16 protein-coding genes and 1 other RNA gene are annotated in these 20,404 nt (G+C 70.6%); 4 read left to right on the forward strand and 13 right to left on the reverse strand.

Annotation, left to right across the window (positions count from 1 at the left end; genetic code table 11):
* The first annotated feature begins 10 nt into the window (after nucleotides 1–10).
* Nucleotides 11–1,156, forward strand: coding sequence for an SMI1/KNR4 family protein (locus tag PUT80_RS28835; protein WP_275294087.1), 1,146 nt, complete (start codon nucleotides 11–13; stop codon nucleotides 1,154–1,156).
* Complete coding sequence (locus tag PUT80_RS28840; protein WP_275294088.1) at nucleotides 1,153–1,947, forward strand: hypothetical protein; 795 nt, start codon at nucleotides 1,153–1,155, stop codon at nucleotides 1,945–1,947. The genes PUT80_RS28835 and PUT80_RS28840 overlap by 4 nt, the downstream gene beginning before the upstream one ends.
* 260 nt (nucleotides 1,948–2,207) lie before the next feature.
* On the opposite strand, the gene PUT80_RS28845 is transcribed toward PUT80_RS28840, so the two are convergent.
* The 10 genes from PUT80_RS28845 to rnpB all read right to left on the reverse strand — a co-directional run bounded on the left by PUT80_RS28845 (nucleotide 2,208) and on the right by rnpB (nucleotide 14,107).
* Nucleotides 2,208–2,405 (reverse strand): hypothetical protein, encoded by a 198-nt coding sequence (locus PUT80_RS28845; protein WP_275294089.1) that lies wholly within the window; start codon nucleotides 2,403–2,405, stop codon nucleotides 2,208–2,210.
* Nucleotides 2,406–2,429: 24 nt separating this feature from the next.
* Entirely contained in the window at nucleotides 2,430–2,714 is a 285-nt protein-coding gene (locus tag PUT80_RS28850) for a hypothetical protein (RefSeq protein ID WP_167754405.1), read from the reverse strand.
* Nucleotides 2,715–4,906: 2,192 nt separating this feature from the next.
* On the reverse strand, nucleotides 4,907–5,905 hold the full coding sequence (locus PUT80_RS28855; protein ID WP_275294090.1) for a C40 family peptidase: 999 nt from the start codon (nucleotides 5,903–5,905) through the stop codon (nucleotides 4,907–4,909).
* 2 nt (nucleotides 5,906–5,907) lie between these two features.
* The gene (locus tag PUT80_RS28860) at nucleotides 5,908–6,507 is read right to left on the reverse strand and encodes a hypothetical protein (RefSeq protein WP_037815751.1); all 600 of its coding nucleotides are present in this window, start codon (nucleotides 6,505–6,507) and stop codon (nucleotides 5,908–5,910) included.
* A gap of 3 nt (nucleotides 6,508–6,510) precedes the next feature.
* Complete coding sequence (locus PUT80_RS28865) at nucleotides 6,511–8,589, reverse strand: hypothetical protein (RefSeq protein WP_037815752.1); 2,079 nt, start codon at nucleotides 8,587–8,589, stop codon at nucleotides 6,511–6,513.
* Between the two features lie 46 nt (nucleotides 8,590–8,635).
* A complete protein-coding gene (locus PUT80_RS28870) occupies nucleotides 8,636–11,593 on the reverse strand; it encodes an ATP-binding protein (protein ID WP_043834917.1) in 2,958 nt (985 codons plus the stop codon).
* 3 nt (nucleotides 11,594–11,596) lie between these two features.
* Nucleotides 11,597–12,085: a hypothetical protein gene (locus PUT80_RS28875; protein WP_275294091.1), complete on the reverse strand. Its 489-nt coding sequence runs from the start codon at nucleotides 12,083–12,085 to the stop codon at nucleotides 11,597–11,599.
* A 12-nt stretch (nucleotides 12,086–12,097) separates the two neighbouring features.
* Nucleotides 12,098–12,364, reverse strand: a complete 267-nt coding sequence (locus tag PUT80_RS28880) for a hypothetical protein (protein WP_037815757.1) — start codon at nucleotides 12,362–12,364, stop codon at nucleotides 12,098–12,100.
* A 470-nt stretch (nucleotides 12,365–12,834) separates the two neighbouring features.
* Nucleotides 12,835–13,692, reverse strand: coding sequence for a hypothetical protein (locus tag PUT80_RS28885; protein ID WP_275294092.1), 858 nt, complete (start codon nucleotides 13,690–13,692; stop codon nucleotides 12,835–12,837).
* Nucleotides 13,693–13,714: 22 nt separating this feature from the next.
* Nucleotides 13,715–14,107: RNase P RNA component class A (gene rnpB / locus PUT80_RS28890), an RNA gene on the reverse strand.
* Nucleotides 14,108–14,216: 109 nt separating this feature from the next.
* On the opposite strand from rnpB, the gene sfnG reads away from it, so the two are divergent.
* Nucleotides 14,217–15,338 carry a dimethylsulfone monooxygenase SfnG gene (gene sfnG / locus PUT80_RS28895; RefSeq protein WP_037815762.1) on the forward strand — a complete coding sequence of 374 codons (1,122 nt, stop codon included), beginning with the start codon at nucleotides 14,217–14,219 and terminating at the stop codon, nucleotides 15,336–15,338.
* 77 nt (nucleotides 15,339–15,415) lie between these two features.
* Complete coding sequence (locus tag PUT80_RS28900) at nucleotides 15,416–16,594, forward strand: SLC13 family permease (RefSeq protein ID WP_275294108.1); 1,179 nt, start codon at nucleotides 15,416–15,418, stop codon at nucleotides 16,592–16,594.
* Here PUT80_RS28900 and PUT80_RS28905 read toward each other — a convergent pair.
* The 3 genes from PUT80_RS28905 to PUT80_RS28915 form a co-directional block, all read right to left on the reverse strand.
* Nucleotides 16,591–18,336: a hypothetical protein gene (locus PUT80_RS28905; RefSeq protein WP_037815766.1), complete on the reverse strand. Its 1,746-nt coding sequence runs from the start codon at nucleotides 18,334–18,336 to the stop codon at nucleotides 16,591–16,593. The two genes, PUT80_RS28900 and PUT80_RS28905, sit on opposite strands and share 4 nt — an antisense overlap.
* 182 nt (nucleotides 18,337–18,518) lie before the next feature.
* Entirely contained in the window at nucleotides 18,519–19,661 is a 1,143-nt protein-coding gene (locus tag PUT80_RS28910) for a bifunctional RNase H/acid phosphatase (RefSeq protein WP_275294093.1), read from the reverse strand.
* Nucleotides 19,658–20,395 (reverse strand): C4-type zinc ribbon domain-containing protein, encoded by a 738-nt coding sequence (locus PUT80_RS28915; RefSeq protein WP_037815771.1) that lies wholly within the window; start codon nucleotides 20,393–20,395, stop codon nucleotides 19,658–19,660. The genes PUT80_RS28910 and PUT80_RS28915 overlap by 4 nt, the downstream gene beginning before the upstream one ends.
* Between the last annotated feature and the right edge of the window lie 9 nt (nucleotides 20,396–20,404).

Here is a 20,404-nt window from a genome sequence, read left to right on the forward strand (position 1 = left end):
AATGCCGCGCATGGACTGGAAACCCTGGCTGTCCCGGTGGAGCGCGGAGTGGATCCAGAGCTCCGAGCCCGCCGAGCTCGACCCGCAGGTGCTGCGCGATCGATGGCTCGGCTTCGCCCCGGCGAGCGAGGAGGCGGTCGCGGCGGCAGAGGCACGATTGGGTCTGCCGCTGCCGCCGTCCTACCGGGATTTCCTGCTGACGACAGACGGCTGGCGCGACGCCGGATCGTTCGTCTGGCGCATGCGGGACACCGCCACTCTCGGCTGGCTGCGGGACATCGAGCCGTACTGGGAGGGCTGGGAAGAACTCTCCGAGGAGGAACCGGCCGAGAGCAACAAGTTCAGCCGGGGACTGCTGATCTCGCTCGAGGCCGACGCCGGGATCCTGTTCCTCGACCCGGGCGACGTCGACGAGTCCGGCGAGTGGGCGGCGTACAGCTTGTTCTCCTGGATGGCTGAACCGCCCACCCGGTTCGCGTCGTTCACCGCGTTGATGGAGAGCCTGTACGCCGAGTTCCACCAGATGCGCCGTCCGGAAGGCGAAACTCGCGACTCGTGGGACGCCAAGGTCGAACAGGCCAGGCTCGACGCGCTCGCCGGCGATGCCGACGCTGCCTCGGCGGTTCTCGCTCAGGCCGAGGAATTCGGCCGCGACCGGGCCACGATCCTGCTCGTCCAGTTAGACCTGCTGCTCGGCCGGGAGTACCAGGCCAGCCAGTCGTTCAGCAGGCTGCTGCATCAGGCGCCAGAAGGCTTTTTCGCCGATCCGCTGTTCACCGAGGAATTCCTGCCGTGGCTGTTCGCCGAGCACGCTCGGACCGCGACGAACCACCGCCACTCGGTACTGCAGACGGCGATGATCGGCGAACGCCCGGAAATCCAGCTCGCCATCGGCGAAGGCCAAGCCCGGCTTCGGCGGGACGGCCCGAACTTCGGCGAGCCAGCGTTCGATCAGCTGGTCAGGAAGGCCCTGGACGACCACACAGGCGATGCGGACGCGTTGTGGCGGGCCGTGCAGACGGCGATGGCGCACTGGCGGCCGCGAAACGCCGACCACATCGCCCCGGTCGCGCTGCTCGCCGACCCGGCGCTGGCCTCAACGCTCACCCCCGAGCGCGGCCGCGCCCTGCTGTCCCGACCGCGAGGTGACCGATGAGCCCCGTCCCGACCAGGGAAGACGTCGCGATGGAACACATCCTGCGATCCTGCGGCAGCCCGCACGACTTCCCCGACTTCGCCCTGGAAGCGACCGAAACCCAGACCGACGCGTCCGGCCGGACCATCTGCATCAGGCGGGACGCCTGCCGAACCTGCGGGACCGTGTCGGTAAGCCAATGGCAAGGCCCCTTGCCCGAAGGCCCCGGCCAGATCGCGGTCGTCCGCAGATACGAACGACCGGAGCCAGGAGACGTCCCCGGCCTCGCCGAGCGCACCCGGCAGGTGACCGACGCCGAATTCGCCGAATTCCTTGCCTCGAACGGTTTCCCCGACGGCATCCCCGAGGACTTCGCCCCGTACCGGCCCGCGACCACGCGCCTCGATTTTCTCCTGCGCGTCCGGGCAGGGCAGTTCATGCTGCTAGACCGAGGCCGTTCGCTCGGCGACATCCTGCCGGTACCCCCGTCCGCCGAATCCGCGAACCTGATCGACGCGGTCCCCGGCGCGGCGCTGTTCTGGCCCCCGATCCACGACGGCGAACTCCCGTTGACCGTGGTGCTCTGCCCCGCGGATCCGGGCCCCGACCGGTCCTATGCCCGGATCGCGGAGCTGAGCTGCCGCTTTCATTCCGGCCACGTCGTCCTGCGCGAACTGGCCGGACAGGAACGGGAGCTGCCACCGCTGCCCGCCGGACACGGCGACTACCGGCTCCGCTTCCACACCTCGGATTCCGGCTGCCTGCTGCAGTTGTGGGGGCAGCCGCGTACTAAACCGCTCTACCCCGCCTGACCGCCCAGTCAGTCACGGTCGGCGGCGTCGGCTTGCCGGGTGCGTTAGCCGCATCCGCACTGCGGCCTCCGGCTGCCTGCTGCAACTGTGGGGACAAGCGCTCTACCCCAACTGACCGCCCGGTCAGCCGCCACCCAGGCACGGTCGGCGTCGGCTTGCCGGGTGCATTAGCCGCTTCCACACCCGCGGACTCCGACTGCCTGCAGCCCCTATGGCGGCAGCCGCGCACCAAACCGCTTTACCCCGCCTGACCAGCCCAGTCAGTCGCCATCCCAAGAACGGTCCGCCGCGTCGGCTTGCCGGGTGCGTTCGCGGGTGATGTCGAGCGCGCGGCGGGCCGTGGCCTCGTCCGGGTAGGGGCCGAGGAGGTCGACTCCGCGGCTGCGTTCCAGGTGCTCGACTTCGTGGGTGCGGGTGTTGTAGTACCAGCCCTGGTCCGGGTTCGGGTCGTCAGACATGGGTTCAGCCTGACACCTGCCTGCTCACTTGCGCCAGCGGAACGGAACCTCCGTGGGCTGCCCGGTGGGCCCGAAGTCGGCCGGACCGTCGTCCTCGTGGTCGGGATGCTCGTCGAACCACCCGCGAGGATCCCCGACCGGAATGCCGCGGGGCGGGGTCGCCGCGTCGTCCGCCGGGGAGGAAGCACCGTAATCCGGAACCGGCGGTACAGCCGATTCCTTGCCCGGAAACACCGGCAACTCATCCCGATACGGCCGCACCGGCGGCGGCGTGGAGGTGCCGGTCTCCTGCCCGGGGAAGACGGGCAAGGGCCGCCCGTCCGGCCCGGTCTCAACCGCCCGACGGCGACCGCTGGGCTGCGGAAGCTGGAACGGAGCACCCGAGGCGGGAGGTGCTTGCGGCGGCTGGGCAGGCGGGTTCGCAGGTGGTTGCGGTGCGGAAGGGGCGGGCGGTTTTGCCGACTCCGCGGGTGCGGGAGGAGCAGCCGGGGGCTGTTGCGGTGCAGCAGGCGCGGGCGGGGTCGCTGACTCCGCGCTGGGCACGGGAGGAGCAGGCTGGTGCTGCACCGGTGGCGGTGCAGCAGACGCGGGCGAGTTCGCCGACTCAGCGCCGGGCGCGGCAGGAGCCGTCGGCGGTTGCTGCGGCACCGGTTGCGCCGCAGCAGGAGCGGGCGAGCTTGCCGATTCGGAGCCGGGTGTGGCAGGAGCCGTCGGCTGCTGCGGTGCGGTAGGCGCGGGCGGGGTCGCCGACTCAGCGCTCGGTGGCGCAGGAGCCGGAGCGCTCGCAGGCGGAGTCGGTTGCGAGGCACCAGGCGCGGGCGGAGTCGCTGCCTCCGCGCTGGGCGAGACAGGAGCTGTCGACGGCTGCTGCGGCACCGATTGCGGCGCAGCCGGAGCGGGCGCGTTCGCCGACTCGGAGCCGGGTGCGGCAGGAGCCGTCGGCGGCTGCTGCGGTGCAGTAGACGCGGGCGGGGTCGCCGACTCAGCGCCGGGTGCGGCAGGAACCGGATCGCTCGCGGACGGTGCCGGTTGCGACGCACCAGGCGCAGGCGGATTCGCCGACTCCGCACTGGGCGCGGGAGGAGCAGGCTGCATCGGAGGCGGAACCGGTTGCGCAGCACTAGCCGCAGGCGGGTTCACCGACTCCGTGTTAGGTGTGGCCGTAGGCGGCTGCTGCGGAGCCGGTTGCGACCCACCGGACGCGGGCGGAGTAACCGGCTGTTGCGCAGCTGGCTGGGCCGGGGGTTGCGGCGCAGGCATCGGCGGGGTCACGGGTGCGGGAGGCGAACCCGGGCCATACTGCTGCGCCCCCGGCTGCGGAACCTCACTTTGCTGTACCGCCGGGTTCTGTCCATGCCACCCGGGCGCGGCCTCATGCCGACCGTGTGGCGGAACCACCGGATTCCCCTGTTGCGGCAACGGTTCTGCCGGGCGGGCAGGCTGACGCGGCTCGTGCACGTACGGCTTCGGCTGCCACGCTTGCCTCGCCTGCAACTGCGGATTGACCGCAGGTTGCGCGGGTGGCGGCACCGAGGACGGGACGCTGGTGTCGGGCGGCGGCACCGGCGGAGCGGCAGGCGGAGCAGCAGGCGAAGCGGCAGCCTCGACAGCCGGGCTGGGCTGGGGTGGCTCGTCCGCAGCAATCGCCTCCGGACCAGCGGCTTCCGAGGCCTGCTCAGCGGGCGAAACCGCCTGTTCCGCCGCGGCAGGAACCGGGGCCGAACCCCCATGAGCGTCTGAAGGGCGTACAGCCCCTGCCGGAGCGGATTTCGTCAGCGGCAATTCATCCCCCACCGGCCCCTGAGGCGCCGAAGATCGCCAAACCGGGGCCGGTCCGATGTTCATCGGTACCGCCGCGGCCAGCGGGCCTACCGGGGGCGCCTCGCCTGAAGGCACCGGGCCAGCGGCAGCCGGGCGCGGGATCGGGTCCAAGCAGGACACCAGTACCGTGGTCCGATCGGGGTCCTGGACCTTCCGGCCGCTCCGTTCCCGGTAGACCATCTCCCCCTCGGCGTCCATCTCCACCAGGTAACCCGCTTCCGCGAGCTGCTCCTCGTCGAGATCCACCAGGCGCTCGTAGCGGGACGGGACCACCCGGTACACCGGCCACGACAACCGGGCGTGTTCGGCGTGGAACTGGGCCAGCAAAGCCGCCATCTGCTGTTGCCACGGGAGCGACATGCCCTCGGCCAGGGAACGCGGCAGGACGACGTACCCGCCGTCGACGCCGGGCATTCCCTGGTTCAGCAGGTCCGCCAACGGGGTGCTGGACGCGGGGTGCGCGGACTGGCGCGGCGGCTGCGGTGCGCCGAACAGCGCCGCCGGGTCCTGGGGCTCGCTTTGGCCGGTCTTGCCTCGCTTGCCGAATTTCCGTGCCACGTGTGCCATCCTCTGCCAGCGCGCGGCCACGTGCTCGTGGACAGGCCGCGACTTCGGGGTGAATCCGGACCCGCGGTACTGGGCAACCCGCGGGTCAAGAGCCGGTGCCTCCCGCACCCATGCTAGACGCCGGGGCGCACCGCCTGCGGCACGACTTCGTGCTCGTCGAACGAGAACGGGCGCACGTGCACCGGCACGCCGGTCTGCTGGGCCTCGACGATCTTGCCGTCTCCCAGGTACATCGCGACGTGGTGGATGGTCGTCGGGTCGGCGGGGTCGGTGGCGAGGAAAATCAGGTCGCCGGGCTGCGCGTCGCGCACCGGCAGCATCGCGCCCGCCTTGTACTGGTCCTTCGACACGCGCGGCAGGATCACGCCCGCCGACTCGTAGGCGCGCAGCATCAGGCCGGAACAGTCATAGGAATCCGGGCCGGTCGCGCCCCAGATGTAGGGCTTGCCCTGCTCGCCGAGCGCGAACTTGATCGCCTGTGCCGCGGCCTGGCTCGGCGGCAGCGCGGCTCCCATGCCCTGCCCGCAGCCCACCACGTCGGCGATCTGGCCCATGTTCTGCACCAGCGCGGCCGCCATGGCCTCCCAGCGGTGGTACCGGTCCGGGAAACCGGACCGCTCGACCCGCTGCGCGGCGTCGCCGGGGCGCAGGTTCTCCCAGTCCGGGACGCCGAGCAGGACGTCGAAGAATTTGTTGATCGCGTAATTCGGGTCGGTGACCTGGGCGGCGCTGCCCCAGTTCATCGACGGGCGCATCTGGAAGATGCCGAGCGAATCGCGGTCGCCGTAGTTCACGTTGTGCAGCCGTGATTCGGTCATCCCGGCCTGGATCGCGACCTGCCACGCCCGCGGCGCGAGGCTGCGCTGCTTGCCGATCGAGATGATCAGCGAAACCGTGTTGCGCGACTCCTGGTCGAGTTCCGCGGCGTCCGCCCCGCCCTGCTCCGGCTGGCTGGGCTGGGTGGGGCCGATCGCGGCGTCGCACGAGGTCAGCGCGACCCCGCCGGCCGCCGCCTGCTGCTGGTCGGTCACCGCCTTCTGCACGACGTTGGTGGTGAGCACCGTGGCGAAAACGGCGGCGATCACCACCGAGACGAGAATGGCCAGCTTCACGGTCAGCTCGCCTGGTCATAGTCCGACACTCGCCATCCCGCCGCGGTTTTGACCACGGTGATGCTGAGTTTCGGACCGTCGGTGGGGACCACGACCTTGACCGAACTGGAGTAGGACTGCGCGACCGTCGGATCGCCGGTGACCTTGGTCGCCGGGATGTTCGCGGGGTCCACAGTGGACATAATCGGGAGGTACTCGTCGGTGGTGAGCGCGCGCATCCCGTTGAGCCAGTCGGCGTTCGAGATGCCCGCCGGATGGTGCACCCACGCCGTCGCCCACTGTTTCGCGACGGTCAGCGCCTGCGGGTTCGGCGCCGCCGACGACGGGGTGACCAGCGGCTGCGACAGCCGGGTCGGCAGGGTTTCCGTGCTCGGCACCGGGGCCGCGACGCCGGTGTGCGGCCCGGCCGACGAGTTCGGCGGAGCCGTTCCCGGATGCGCGGACGCCGGTTTGCCCAGGAGCTTGGGCAGGCCGACGCCCAGCGCGGTGATCAGCACGGCGAGGAACACCAGCGTGCCCACGAGATGCCGGGGCGAGCGGAGCGGGAACCCCCACAGGCGGCGGTAGACCGCGGTCCGGCCGCGGTTGGTGCGGATCGGCATCGGTCACCGCCCCATGACCTGGTCGGTGTCGCGGACCTCGATGCCGCGCGACGGGCGGTACAGCACGAACACCGGTTTCCCGGCCACGACCTCGGGATCCACCCGGCGCGGCTGAGCCCGGATGCCCTGCGTCGGCACGGTGAAGCCCGGCTGATCCGGCGCCGGAGCCGAGTAGCCGCGATCCGGCGCGCTCATCCGCGACGGGACGACCACCGGTTCCGGTTCGTCGCTCCACCGCCGGTCGGCGACCGGGGACGTGTCGACCTGGCGGCTTTCCTTGACCGGCCACCGCGCGCCCGCCATCACGTAGTCGCCGGGCGCACCGGCGACCGGGTGATACTGGCCGAACGCCGGCGCACCGCCTCCGCCGCCCGAAGGCAATGCGCCCGCGGCTGACTGCGCGGGACCGACCGCGCCCGGCCACGGAGCACCGGACCAGGCCGCGGCGGGACGGGCCGCCCGGGAGCCGTTGTCGAGCCGCTGCGAGCTGGCGAAAACCGCCGCCTCGGGCCGGTACCGGCCGCCGCCGACGGTCGCGCCGATCGGGCCGCGCTGCTCGCCGTCCACGACGTCGTCGGTGTCGCGGACGTTCTGCCAGAACTGGTCCTGCGGCGTCGGCTCGTTCTTCCGGCGGAACCGGGAGAACAGCCCGCCGCCCGGCGACGGCACCGCGCCGCCGACCATGCTGACCGACATCTCGACCATCTGCCACAGCCGCCGCACCGGGCGCCCGACGAGGAACAGCAGCACCGTGATGAGCCCGGCGAGGACCATCTTGGTGAGCAGGTTGAGCCCGTCGCCCGCGGCGAAGATCGCCTGCAGCAGCAGCGCGTGCACACCGGCCAGCACCGACAGCACGACCAGGTTGAACGCGATGCCGCCGGCGACCTTGAGCACGCGGCGCAGGATCTCCGGGTTCAGCAGCGCGACCAGGCCGATCAGCGGCGCGGTGAGCGCGAACAGGCGGATCAGCACCTGCGCGAGCAGCACGGACGCCTTGGCCAGCAACTGGAAGAGCGAGTAGACGAGGCTCTGGCCCAGCGCGAGGAATCCGGCGCCGGTGCGGCCGCCCGCCTCGCCGGTGAAGTAGCCGGTTGCGGGGCCGAGTTTGGTGGAGATGTCCTTGAAGGCGGCCTTCTTGGCGTCGACGACGTTCTGCTTGCCGTCGTCGCCGTTGCGCAGTTGCTCCCAGGTGAAGGCTTGGGCGTCGAGCAGCGGGCGGCCGTACTGGGCTGCTTGCGGCGCGTCCGGCGACCCGAACTCCCCGCGCAGCCAGTTCTTGTAGACCACTTCGTTGTGCAGGTCGGTCGGCAGGATGTGCCGCACCACCCGGTTCTCGGACTCGTCCACGAACCCGGCCTGGATGTTCGTGGTGGTCTGCACGATCGCTTTGTCGATCGGGTCGAAATAACGCAGCATCGCGAGCGACGAGGCGGCGAGCCACACGCCCGCCATCGCGTAGAGCGCCCGCTTGCTGACCCCGGCGAGGTCGCCGCGCCAGATGTTGCGGAACAACATGATCGACATAATCAGCGCGACCAGCCCGAACAACTGCGTGTAGATGTTGTTGTAGACCTTCTCCGCGCCCGCCTTGACCGCGTTGTAGATCGGGTTGAGCAGACCGCCCTCGAGCACCGTGTAGTGCAGCGAGTTGGTGGCGCCGACGATGTTCTTGCCGACATTGAAAAGCTGGTTGCCCGCCCAGGTGTCGATCGTGGAGCTGGGCGAGGCGATGGCCGACAACGCCGTGCAGTTCGTCTGGTAGGTGTTCCACACGAACCCGGCGTAGCTGTAATCGATGTAGGGACTGCCCGCCTCGCCGTGGCCTTCGGCGGGGTCGAGCGCGCCGACCATGCCCGCCCCCGGACGCTCCGGGTTCGGTGATTCCCCGCAAGCCGCCGCGTTGGCCGACGGGGCGAAGAGCACCGTCTGCAGCCCGATCACCGCCACCACCGCCAGCAGCGACGCGCGCCTGCTGGGGCGGCGGCCGCCCGGCTTGGGGCCTTCCTTGACGCGTTTGCGGAGCGCGTGCCAGCCGGCGGCGAACGCGAGGACGAACGCCAGCGTGAAGACGGTGTTCACGCAGGCCTCCTCACGGCCGGCGCGGGCCGGCCCGGATCACCGGGGGTCATGCGGCATCCCTGCCGGTTCCGCCGCCCTTGCCGCCGGCGCGGGCGTGCCGGTCCTCCTGCCGTCCGTTGCGCACTGCACCCTCCACCTCGCCGGTCTCGGACGCGAGCGGGTCCGGCGAGCCCAGCAGCTGCTCGTCGGCGAGACCGACCTCGAGTTCCGCTTGGAGTTCGAAGTCGTGTTCCAGCTCGTCGTCCTCCGGTGGGGCGGGGACGTACGGCTTGGCCTCGTCCTCGTGGGGTACCACGAGTTCGCTGCCGGGTTTGCTGCGCGCGTCGGGCGAGCCCGGGGTGGTGTCCATGACCGCGCGCAACGGGTCGAGATGCGGGCCGGAGAAGTCGACGCGGATGCGCTCCACGCCGCCGGCGCCGTCGCCGAAGATGAACTGCCGGGGCTCCATGTCGCGTTCGAGCCCGCGCTGGGCTCCGGGGCGGCGGCCGAGCGCGGCGACGACCTGCTCGTAGCCCACGCCGACCGGCACCTTCAGCAGCCGCAGCGCGTCGGCCTGGGCGTCGTCGTCGTCGAGGCGACCGACGAACACCGAGTCCAGCAGCGCCACGAAACCCTGGATCTTCAGGAAGTCCGCCGGGATCTGCGACGACAGCAGCACCCGGACGTTCCACTTCCGCGAGTCGCGCGCGAACCGGTTCATCAGCACGCGCCCGGTCGGCACCTCGGACAGGAAGAACGCCTCGTCGATCCAGACGCCCTTGCGCAGTTCCTTCGGCTTCTCGTACACCGACCGCTGGGTCAGCCACGCCGCGAGGTTCAGCATTTCCACGCCGAGCGATTCGGCGTCGGTCCAGTACTCGCGCGGCACGCCGTCCTTCGGCAGGGTCAGCCCCGCCATGGTCAGCACGGTCATCCGGTCGTCGCGGGTCTCGGAGTACGGGTCCGCGTCGGTTTCCGGGATCAGCAGCGCCATCCGCTCGCGCATTTCGTCCAGGAAGTCCGCGACCACGACCGCGTGCTCGTGGTGCTCGCTCGAATCCCGCCGCAGCGCGTCGATGACCTGGCCCGGGTCGGCGTCGAACCGGCCGCCGACCGCGCGGACCGCGCGCAGCAGCACGATCCGGGTCTGCGCCATCCGCGACACCTCGTACGGCAGCACGCCGGTGAGCACGTCGAGCACGAGCCGCCGCCGGGTCGCCCCGGCCAGCGCCTTTTCGCGCCGCCACGAGCGTTCCGGGTCCTCCTCGTCCATGAAGTGCTCGATCAGCGGATCGGCGACCACCCGGTACGGGTTGAGGATGCCCGGCTGGGCGTTGAGCAGGTTGATCGGCCGCGCGTACGGGCGGATCTCCGGCAGGTCGCACAGCCGCGACAGCGGGCCGGACGGGTCGAGGATCGTCCAGTGCGCCCCGGCCCGCAGCGTCTTGTAGACGATGCCGCCGCCGAGGAACGACTTGCCGCCGCCCAGGCCGGCGACCATCGCGGTGAGGCCCGACCCGTCGCGGATTTCCTGCGCCATCCACGGGTCCCAGGCCACCGGCCGCCGCGTCGCGGTGACGGTTTCGCCGAGCAGGATGCCGCGCCGGTCGCCGACCTCCGCGGTCGCGGTGGGCACCGCCGAAGCCGTCCACACGACCGAACCGCGGCGCATGTACGCGCCCGAGGCCAGCGGCTCGCCCGGGATGAACTCCCGGGCCATCGCGTACTGCGCTTCCGGGTGTTCGATGGCGATCTTCGGCTTGTACAGATCGAGCAGCTGCTGGGCCAGCCGTAGCGCGTCGCGCTCGGTCGGACCGGACACCGCGAGGCGCCACCACGACCGCACGCGCGTGGCCAGCGCGGTGAAGCCCGACGTCATCTCGTCGTCGATCTCCAGCACCCGGCCCGCTTGCCGGGCCAGCGACTGCGGCGGCTCCAGCTCGTGCTCGTCGGTGTAGTGCTTGACCTGCGAGCGGACCTTGTTCATCTGCCGCTGCAGTTCGCCGGACACCTCTTCCGGACGCCGCACGTAGATCCGCGCGGACACCTCGACCGCCGCGGGCAGCCGGTCCGCGTGCTGGATCCACGGGTCGTCGACCTCGGGGATCTGCAGCCCGTGCATCTGGCCGACGGTGAGCACCGCGAGATGCCGCGACACGCCGGCGTTGGACCCGGTACGGCCGCGCACGGTGACCGTGGGCGCGTACGGGTCGGCGTGGAAATCAGCCGCGTCGGTGAAGCTGGCGAGGTCCTCGGGCTCCCACGCCGCGCCCGGCACCGCGGGCATGTTCCGCGGTGCCGGCAGGCCGAGCGAGCACGAGCGGTGCATCAGCCAGGACATCTCCTCGGCGTGCACCGGACGGCCTTCCAGCCCGGCGCTGCCGATGACCTGGTCGAGGTGCTCGATCTCGGAGTCGAGCGCGGCCAGTTCTGCGTCGACCGCCTCGGGCAGGATGCGGCGCAGCACCGGCGCGGCGCGTTCGACCGCGCGGTCCACCATGCGCCGGGTCTGCACCTGGACGCCGAGGTACACCTCTTTTTCCGCCATCGAACGGCCCATCAGCTGCTGCTGCTCGCCGATCAGGTAGTCGTCGAACGACAGCGCGCCCGGCACGTCGTTCGGCCTGCCGACCGCGTTGTGCACGTGCGCCTCGGCCCACATCCGGATCGGGTACGGCCGGTTCGTGACGCGCAGGTGCAGCCAGCGGCCCTGCAGTTCGGCGTACTGGCCCGCGATGGCCGCGATCAGGTCGCGGCGCTGCGAATCGGAACGGAACGACCAGCGCTGCGGCGCGAGCCGGTACCAGGCGTACACCTCGTACCCGGTGCGCAGCAGATGCCCGTCGATGCTGCGCGCGGCGATCGACGGCGTGTACGCCGGTATCGCCTGCTCACCGGGCAGCCTGCGGCCCTTGCCGCCGGACTTGCTGCCGCCGGACGGCGGACGGCCCTGCGGGGGCGTGTTCCACGCACCGGCAGGGACGTCTTGCTCCCGCTTCCCTCGGCTTCCGCCGCGACCGAACAACGACTACCTCCCGGCCCGAGCCGCGGGGCGGCTCCGGCGCGCTCGTGGTGCTCCCTGTTTCCTGGCACTCGTGCCGGCACCGCGACGCGGGTCGCGGTGCTGGTATTGCCGCCTTCTCTTGTGCTTCGGCAGCGGGCGCTCCGCCCGCACCCGGACCCGGCTGGCGCTCACCGCGCCGCCCGCGCCCGAGGTCCGTTCTCTCGGCGCGCGCAGTTCCTGGCCCATCATCGCGATCACCGCGCCCAGCGGGCGCTCGTGGCTGATCTTGGCGGTGATCAGCCTGGTGATCACGATCGTGGCCACGAACGCCCACGCCGTGGAGAAAAACCCGAAACTCCAGCCGACCCACCGCTCCACGGTGAGCACGACCAGGAAGACCGGAATGCCAACGAGCCATGCCACGTAGCGGGCTCGCCAGGGAAAAGTCGCCTTCGGCGGGCCGAGCCAGACGGCATCGACCCGGTACACCTCGTCATCGGTCCTGATCCGCACGCCTGCTCCGCCTCAGCCGGTGAACAGGCCGGCGATCCACTGGCCCACGTTCACGCCCGCGCCGCTGACCGCGAGTCCGATGATCGCGAGCGCGATGACCACGCCGGCGAGCCGCCGCATGACCCCCGCGTTGTCGCCCTTGCCGCCGCCCAGCCACAGCAGCAGCAGCGCCACCGCGAGGAGCACGAGCGGGATGATGTTGTCGAGCAGCCAGGTCCGGACGTTGCCGGTGCTGAGCCCTTCGGCCACAAACGTCTCGAGGGCGGTCATGCTGGTCATCGCGATACTCCCGGTGCACGGCGGGCGCCGCGCTGTTCTGGCTTCGGCGAAGCTACGAACACCATCATGGCGTTACAAGGGGTAATGGTCAAAGCGCGCTGCGTAGATGTCGACTTGTGGTCAATGGGCGGGTGCTGCGGTCCGATGGTCAGGATTCCTCGCCCTCCATCATCGTGGCAAGGGTGCTCCGGAATAACCTAAGCCACCCGGATTGCGCAGTCTTCCGGCGGTGCGGCTCCGCGAAACGTGCGGCGCTCACTCTCGGTGCGCCCCGGACCGGCGTGTCGGGCAGGCACCAGTGTGGCATGCCCCGATCGGCGTTCCGCCGCGAGTCCGGTGAGTGACAACCGGATTGGAAAACAATCTGGAATTGATCACTCTCCGATGCGATAACGGTCACCATCGCGTCCGATGTGCGCATTTGTTCACTACAAAGCGTGATCCCGGGCAGTTCCGGACCGTCTCGCGGATCAGGGCCGGAACGCCGCGCTCGGGATCGCGCCCGCTTCGATCACCCGGCGGCTGAGCGGAGCGCACAACTGCTCCAGCCGGGCCGTCTTCTCCTCGCCGAGGTGCTCCCACGGGCCCCGCGCCGCCGCGTTCGTCGCCGTCTCGACGCGTTCGCGCAGCTCCAGTCCGCGTTCGGTGAGCGCGCCGCCGGCGTCGAGGATTCCGTCGGCGGTCAGCCGGGCCGCGGCCGCGTCCCACTCCTCGTCGCTCCAGCCGCGGGTGCGCTTGGCGGTGTCCGGCGGGGTGCCGTTCGTGGTCGCGCTGTGCGTGACCAGCGCTTCGAGGCCGGGAAGGCCATTCGTGATCAGCGCCGCGACGTGCCCGTCTCCGCGGTGCTCGCGCAGCAAGGTGACCGCGTGCCAGAGGGCGAGGTGCGGTTGTTCGGGCCAATCCAGGTCCGCGTGCGCGGCGTAGAGCGGACGGCCTTCGGGACGGCAGCCCTCGGTGGCTTCCCGGGCGAGCTCGGCAGCTTCGGCGACCTCGGCGGACGCGAGCGTCTCGTCGCCGAACAGCCGGCGGTAGATGTCGTCGACCGCGGCAAGCCGGGCTTCCAGCACGGCCTCGGGGGCGGCGATCGTCCAGACGCGCGGGACAAAGTGGGCGATCAGGCTGGGGCTGAAGCTGTAAAAGGTGGCGGTGACCGTGCCCGGTCCGACCGCGCCCATCGCCGCGGCGCGGCTGGCGAAGTAGGTCATCGACCCCGGTTTGAGCCCGGCGGCGGCGAGCCGCTCCTGGGTCTCTGGCGCGAAGTAGACGGGAGCGTGCAGAGCGTCGAAGGTGGTCCGGAAGGCGACAGCGGCGGCGACGGCTTGACCCATGCGCCCGATCGTAGCGATCGGGCGGACGAGCTGGCATGTAAGCCGGATCCTGTTCCCGGGCCGCCTCGCGGCGGACCGGGCGACGGTCATCCATCTCGGCCTGCCGTCGCCGGCAGGCTCCAGCGGCCTACCCGCAGGCATCGGGCGGGCCGCCCTCGATCGCCTGCGCAGGAGCGAACTCCCTCTTGGCCTTGCTCCGGGTGGGGTTTACCGAGCCATCCCGGTCACCCGGGATGCTGGTGGTCTCTTACACCACCGTTTCACCCTTACCCCCGTCGTGAGACGGGGGCGGTCTGTTTTCTGTGGCACTGTCCCGCGGGTCGCCCCGGGTTGCCGTTAGCAACCACCCTGCCCTGCGGAGTCCGGACTTTCCTCGGACCGGGAGAACCCGGGCCGCGACCGTCCTGCCAGCTCGTCCGCCGAAACAGCGTACCCGGGAGGCCGCGCGGCCCCGGGCACCGGCTGGCACATTCCACCGCGTGGACGCGCTTGGCCCGGCGCCCGGCCGCTGTTTCACTCCCGGCATGACCGCACCCGAACCCCTGAAATTCGCTTACTGGGTCCCGAATGTGAGCGGCGGCCTGGTCACCAGCGACATCGAACAGCGCACCGACTGGGGCTACGAGTACAACCGCGAACTGGCCGTGCTCGCCGAGAACAACGGCTTCGAATACGCGCTCACCCAGGTCCGCTACACCGCCAGCTACGGTGCCGCCTACCAGCACGAATCCACCGGTTTCAGCCTGGCGCTGCTGCTCGCGACGCAGCGGCTGAAGGTCATCGCGGCCGTCCATCCCGGACTGTGGCAGCCCGGCGTCCTCGCGAAGTTCATCGCCAGCGCGGACGTCATCTCCGGCGGCCGGGCCGCGGTGAACGTGGTCAGCGGCTGGTTCAAAGACGAGTTCACCGGTCTCGGGCAGCCGTGGCTCGAACACGACGAGCGCTACCGCCGCTCGGAGGAGTTCATCCGCGTGCTCAAGGAATTGTGGACCGACGACCACGCCGAGTTCGGCGGCGACTTCTACCGGATCCACGATTTCGACATCAAACCCAAACCGGTCGCCGGGCCGGGCCGGCCGCATCCGGAGGTCTTCCAGGGCGGCAACTCCACCGCGGCGCGCAAGCTGGCCGGTCGCGTTTCGGACTGGTATTTCAGCAATGGCAAGGATTTCGCCGGGTTCAGCGAGCAGGTCGACGAGGTGCGCGGGTACGCCGCGGAGAACGACCACGCGGTCCGGTTCGGGCTCAACGGGTTCGTGATCGCCCGCGAAACCGAAGCCGAGGCGCGCGAGGTGCTGCGGGAGATCGTGGCGAAGGCGAACGTGCCTGCCGTCGAAGGATTCCGCTCGGCGGTCAAACAGGCCGGGAAGTCCACTTCGGACACCAAGGGCATGTGGGCGGATTCGGAGTTCGCCGACCTGGTGCAGTACAACGACGGATTCCGGACCGGCTTGATCGGAACGCCGGAACAGATCGCGGACCGGGCGATCGAGTACAAAAAGCGCGGCGCGAACCTGTTGCTGCTCGGTTTCCTGCACTATCTGGAGGACGTCGAGCACTTCGGCCGGGAGGTGCTGCCGGTGATCCGGGAGAAGGAGCGGGTGCTGGACCGCGGCGCGGGAGTGCCGGAACCGGCGGGGATCTGAGGTTTCGCGGCGGCTAGCGTTCGGGGGTGAACGGTCCCCTGTCCCTGCTGCTTCTGGCCGGAACGCTCTGGTTCGCCATGGCGCGTCCGCGCGGCCTGCCGGAAGCTGTCTTCGCGGTCCCCGCCGCCGGTGTCGTCCTCGCGCTCGGCCTGACCTCGCCGCACGAAGCGGGCGAACGGGTCGTCCAGATGCTGCCGACGATGGGCTTTCTCGCAGCGATCCTGCTGGTCAGCCACCTCGCCGCGGCGGAAGGCGTCTTCACCTGGCTCGGCGCCGAACTAGCCGAAATCTGCCGCGGCCGGCAACCTCGGCTCCTGCTGCTCACCTTCGCCGCGGCAGCGATCGTCACCGCCGTGCTCAGCCTTGACGCCACCGTCGTCCTGCTGACCCCGGTCGTCCTCGCCACTGCGGCCGAACTGAAACTCACCGCGCGGCCGCATGTCTACGCGTGTGCGCACTTGGCCAACTCGGCGTCCACGCTGTTCCCTGTCTCGAACCTGACGAACCTGCTCGCCTTCACCGCTTCCGGCCTCACCTTCGCCGGGTTTACCGCGCTGATGGCGTTGCCCTGGCTGGTCACGCTCGCCGTGGAGTTGGCTGCGTTCCTCTGGTTCTTCCGCAAGGACCTGCGGGAACCGGCCAGCACCCGGCAACCCGAACATCGGGAAGCGCCGGTCTTCACCCTGGTCGTGCTGGCGGTCATGCTGGTCGGCTTCGCTACCGGACAGCTGGTGCACGTCGAGCCGGTCTGGATCGCCGCGCTGACCGCGCTCGTGCTGGCCGCGAAAGCGTTGGCGGAGCGGAAGATCCGGCCTTGGCAGGTGGTCGCCGAAGCGTCTCCGCTGCTGGTGCTCTTCGTGCTCGCCCTCGCGGTGGTGGTGGAAGCGGTTGACGAACACGTCCTCGGCGGCCTGCTGCGCACTCTGCTGCCGACGACCGCCGGGCTGCCCGAGCTCCTGCTCGCCGCGGGTGTCGCGGCTTTGCTGGCGAACGTCGTCAACAACCTGCCCGCGACGCTGATCCTGCTGTCCGTGCTCGGCCCGCACCCGAATCAGGGCGTGCTGCTCGCCGTGCTGCTGGGCGTGAACATCGGCCCGAACGCGACGTACCTCGGTTCACTGGCGACGCTGCTGTGGCGACGGGTGGTGGTCCGGCACAGGGAGCATCCGCCGGTGGGGGAGTTTCTGAAGCTTGGTGCGCTCACGACGCCGCTGTCATTGGCAGCGGCGACGTGCGCACTATGGCTGGCCCTCTAACCCCGAGGCGGGATCGTGCTCCCCCGCGACAACGTCGGGCCGCAGTCCTCTAGACCGTTGCCGAATCGCTGTGCCTCGACGGACATCATCGTCACCTGTGCGTAGTGCTGAACCGCCGCGAGCTTCGCCGGGTCGGTTACCGCGTCCTTGCGGACGAAGTCGCCCTGGCGTTTGCCCGGGCCGGGGTACACGAGGATCGGGACGTAGTCGCGGTCGATGCGCGGGTCGATGCTGATCTCGTTGCCGTCCGCCCACGGGCCCCACGAGTGGATGAAGGTCGGCTTGACCGTGTCGAACACGTAGTCGCGCAGGCCGGCGATGTCTTCCTTGTGCGTGAGGTCCGCGATCGGGGCGTTCACGAGTCCGGCCATGTCGACCAGTTCGAGCCGGCTGGTCATCGACGAGCCGCCGAGGTCCGGCAGCAGCAGCGACGCGTGCTGGAGGCCGAGCATGTCCGCGTACGTGTTGAAGCCGCGGCCGAAGCGGTCGGCGATCAGGCACGCCGGCACGGTCGGGCTTTTGACGAATTCCTCGTCGTGGTGCACGAAGCCGATCGCCGACGGGACCGCCGCGGCCACCAGCACGAGGGCGGCGACCGCCTTCAGCGGCACCTTCGGCAGGGAACGCAGCAGCTCGGCGAAGGCCATGACGCCGCACAGCGCGCCAAGCACCCACACCGGCGTCGCGAAGCGGTACTGGGCCATCCAGTCCGGGACCATCACGCCGTACGCGATCACGCCGAGCACGAGCGGCGTGACCAGCCCGATCAGCGGACGCCGCCACGGAGCCTTGAGCAGCGCCCACACGACCACGGCGACCAGCACGAGCGTCAGCGCGATGCCCGCGTACTCCACCAGCTGGTGCGGCCGGATGATCGAGGCGAACGTCGGCAGGCCCTGCTTCTTGGCGACCGACGGGTTGGCCAGCAGCCGGTGGAATTCCGTGTAGCGCCAGACGACGTAGCCGCCGAACAGCACGGCGAAGGCCGCGATGGACACCAGCGCGGACCGGAAGCTGGGCCAGAATCCTTCGCGCTTCACGCCGAACAGCAGGACGATCGGGTACGCGCTGGCGTAGATCAGGCCTTCCGGCCGGGTCAGCGCGGCCGCGGCGACGAGCACGCCGGCGACGATCGCGACCTTGAACGACAGCGAGTTTTCCTTGCGCAGCGCGGTGAACAGCAGCGCGGCCAGCGCGGTGGTGAAGAACGCGAACAGCGAGTTCTCGAGGCCGGAGACCACCCAGATCACGAACGACGGGATCGCCGCCAGCGCGAGACCGGTGGCCAGCGTGATCGCCCACGCGTGCCTGCGGAACACCTGGCGGGCCACCAGGTGGCACAGCACCAGGATGCCCGCGGCGAAGAACAGGCCGAGCAGCTTGGGGAACAGCACGTAGTCCGGGATGCCGAACAGCAGGCCCTTGTCGAACAGGCCGACGACCTTGCCCAGCGCCAGCAGGATCATCCAGGTCGGGTCGGAGAAGCCCTCCACCGGCGGCGCGCCAGGGGCCAGCACCGGGCCGAGGCCTTCGGCGACGCTGCGCGAGTAGGAGAACGTGATGGCCGCGTCGTCGACGATCCAGTGCCCGTAGCGGGTGGCGTGCCAGGCGACCGCGGCCACGCCGGCCAGCACCGCCAGCGTCGACGCCAGCCAGCTGAGCTTGAACCGCGCGGGCGGGTCGGTCGTCTTCTCCCCCGGCAGGTCGGGCTCGGATACTGCGGTGAGTGCGCTAGCCGTCATGTCCTCGTCACTGTTTCCACTTGCGGATGCTGCCGAAGAAACGCACGAGCCTGCGCCCCCCTTGAAGTCCCGGCCGGGACCTGCGCCGCGGCGCCGCGGTCGACACCGCACTCTAGCCAATACCTCATCCGGGGCGTTTCACACGTCATCCCCGACCGTGACCTGCCTCACATTTGTCCGGTTCAGGACAGATGCGAGATGTCGTTCACCAACCGGACCGAGGCGTTGCCGTCCGGGTAGAACTCGACGATCGACAGCGACGCCAAATCGAGGTGCAGCCGGAACAGCAGCGACGGCCCGGCGTCGAGCCCCATCCGCAGCAGGGTCTTGATCGGCGTCACGTGGCTGACCACGAGCACCGTCCGCCCGTCGTACTGCTCGACCAGGTCGCGCCGGGCCTTGCCGACCCGCTCGTGGACCGCGTCGAAGCTCTCGCCGCCAGGCGGCGGGCAGGAGGAATCGCTCAGCCAGCAGCGGTGCAATTCCGGGTCCCGCTGGGCGGCCTCGCCGAAGGTGAGGCCCTCCCATTCGCCGAAGTCGGTCTCGATGAGCCCGGGGTGGGTTTCGACCCGGCCGCCGAGCGCGTCGGCGACGGCCTGCGCGGTTTGCTTGGTGCGGATCAGCGGCGACGAAACGATCGGTGCCGGTTCGCCGTCCTCGCCGATCAGACCAGGCATCGCGGCCAGCCGTTTGGCGGCCGCGGCGGCCTGGCCCCGGCCGTGCTCGGTGAGCGGGACGTCGCCGCGCCCGGAGTAGCGGCGGTCGACCGACATCTCGGTCTGGCCGTGGCGCAGCAGGAGCAGTTTGGTGGGCGTGCCGCGGGCACCGGTCCAGCCCGCCGGGGACACCCGGTCCGGCTCGGTGACCTTCGCCCGGGGCCGCGTCTCGGCGACCGGCGCGGGCGAGGTCGCGCCGGACCCGGCGCTGTCCATGGCGACGTTCGCGAGCCGGTCGGCGTGCGAGTTCTCCGCGCGCGGGATCCAGGTGTAGCCGACCCGCTCGAAGCCCGCCGCGATCTCGCGCGCCTGCGCGGCGAGCGGCTGCAGCGCGGCGTGCTTGATCTTCCAGCGCCCGGACATCTGCTCGACCACGAGCTTCGAATCCATCCGGACGTCCACAATGGACACTCCGAGTTCGGCGGCCGCGGCCAGCCCGGCGACGAGCCCGGAGTACTCCGCGACGTTGTTCGTCGCGATGCCGAGGTATTCGTGGCGTTCGGCGAGCACCTCACCGGTCGCCGCGTCCTTCACGACCGCGCCGTAGCCCGCCGGGCCCGGGTTGCCCCGGGACCCGCCGTCGGCCTCGACGATCGCCCGTTCGGTCACAGCCCCGACTCCAGCGTGCGGACCAGGATCGCGCCGCAGTTGTCGCACTGCACGACGCTGTCCTCGGCCGCGGCCTTGATCTCGGAGATGGTGTTGCGGTCGAGTTCGAGCTGGCAGGCGCCGCACCGGCGGGCCCGCAGCAGCGCCGCGCCGATGCCCTTGTGGTCGTAGACGCGGGTGTACAGCTTGAGCAGCGGCTCCGGGAACCGCGGCAGCAGCTTCGCGCGGTCCTCCTTGCGCCGGGCCTCGGTGGTGTCGAGGTCCTTGAACGCCTCGTCGCGGCGGGCCGCGGCGGCCTCGACCGCCTGCGTCGCCTTGTCGACCTCGGCGCTCGTGCGCTGCGCGTCCAGGCCCAGCGCCTCGCGCTGCTCCATCAGCTCCAGCAGGTCGTCCTCGAGCGCGCCCTTGCGGCGGCCGAGCGTCTGCAGTTCGTGCTCGATGTCGGTCATCTGCTTGGCCCCGACCGAACCGGATTCCATCAGCTTGCGGTCGCGGTCCTCGCGCGCCCGCACCGATTCGACCTCTTTCTCCTGCCGCGCGATCTCCCGGTCGAGGTCGGAGGTCGCGGTCTCGACGGACACCAGCGCGTCGCGTTTCTCCCGGACGGTCTTCTCCCCGGCCTCGATCTCGGCGAGCTCGGGCAGAGTGCGGCGGCGGTGCGCGACGCGCGAAAGCTCGGCGTCCACCTTCGCGAGTTCGAGCAGCTGACGCTGGACGGCGGGGTCGGCCTTCACTGTGCTCCC

Origin of the sequence: Amycolatopsis sp. La24 (genome assembly GCF_029087445.1) — a bacterium.
Classification (GTDB): domain Bacteria; phylum Actinomycetota; class Actinomycetes; order Mycobacteriales; family Pseudonocardiaceae; genus Amycolatopsis; species Amycolatopsis nivea.

What these genes read in the sequence shown, in the direction of transcription:
- PUT80_RS28885 (WP_275294092.1), bottom strand. Translation starts at nt 13,692, where the DNA reads ATGGGTCAAGCCGTCGCCGCCGCTGTCGCCTTCCGGACCACCTTCGAC.
- PUT80_RS28845 (WP_275294089.1), bottom strand. Translation starts at nt 2,405, where the DNA reads ATGTCTGACGACCCGAACCCGGACCAGGGCTGGTACTACAACACCCGC.
- PUT80_RS28905 (WP_037815766.1), bottom strand. Translation starts at nt 18,336, where the DNA reads ATGACGGCTAGCGCACTCACCGCAGTATCCGAGCCCGACCTGCCGGGG.
- PUT80_RS28880 (WP_037815757.1), bottom strand. Translation starts at nt 12,364, where the DNA reads ATGACCAGCATGACCGCCCTCGAGACGTTTGTGGCCGAAGGGCTCAGC.
- PUT80_RS28835 (WP_275294087.1), top strand. Translation starts at nt 11, where the DNA reads ATGGACTGGAAACCCTGGCTGTCCCGGTGGAGCGCGGAGTGGATCCAG.
- PUT80_RS28900 (WP_275294108.1), top strand. Translation starts at nt 15,416, where the DNA reads ATGGCGCGTCCGCGCGGCCTGCCGGAAGCTGTCTTCGCGGTCCCCGCC.
- PUT80_RS28840 (WP_275294088.1), top strand. Translation starts at nt 1,153, where the DNA reads ATGAGCCCCGTCCCGACCAGGGAAGACGTCGCGATGGAACACATCCTG.
- PUT80_RS28860 (WP_037815751.1), bottom strand. Translation starts at nt 6,507, where the DNA reads ATGCCGATCCGCACCAACCGCGGCCGGACCGCGGTCTACCGCCGCCTG.
- sfnG (WP_037815762.1), top strand. Translation starts at nt 14,217, where the DNA reads ATGACCGCACCCGAACCCCTGAAATTCGCTTACTGGGTCCCGAATGTG.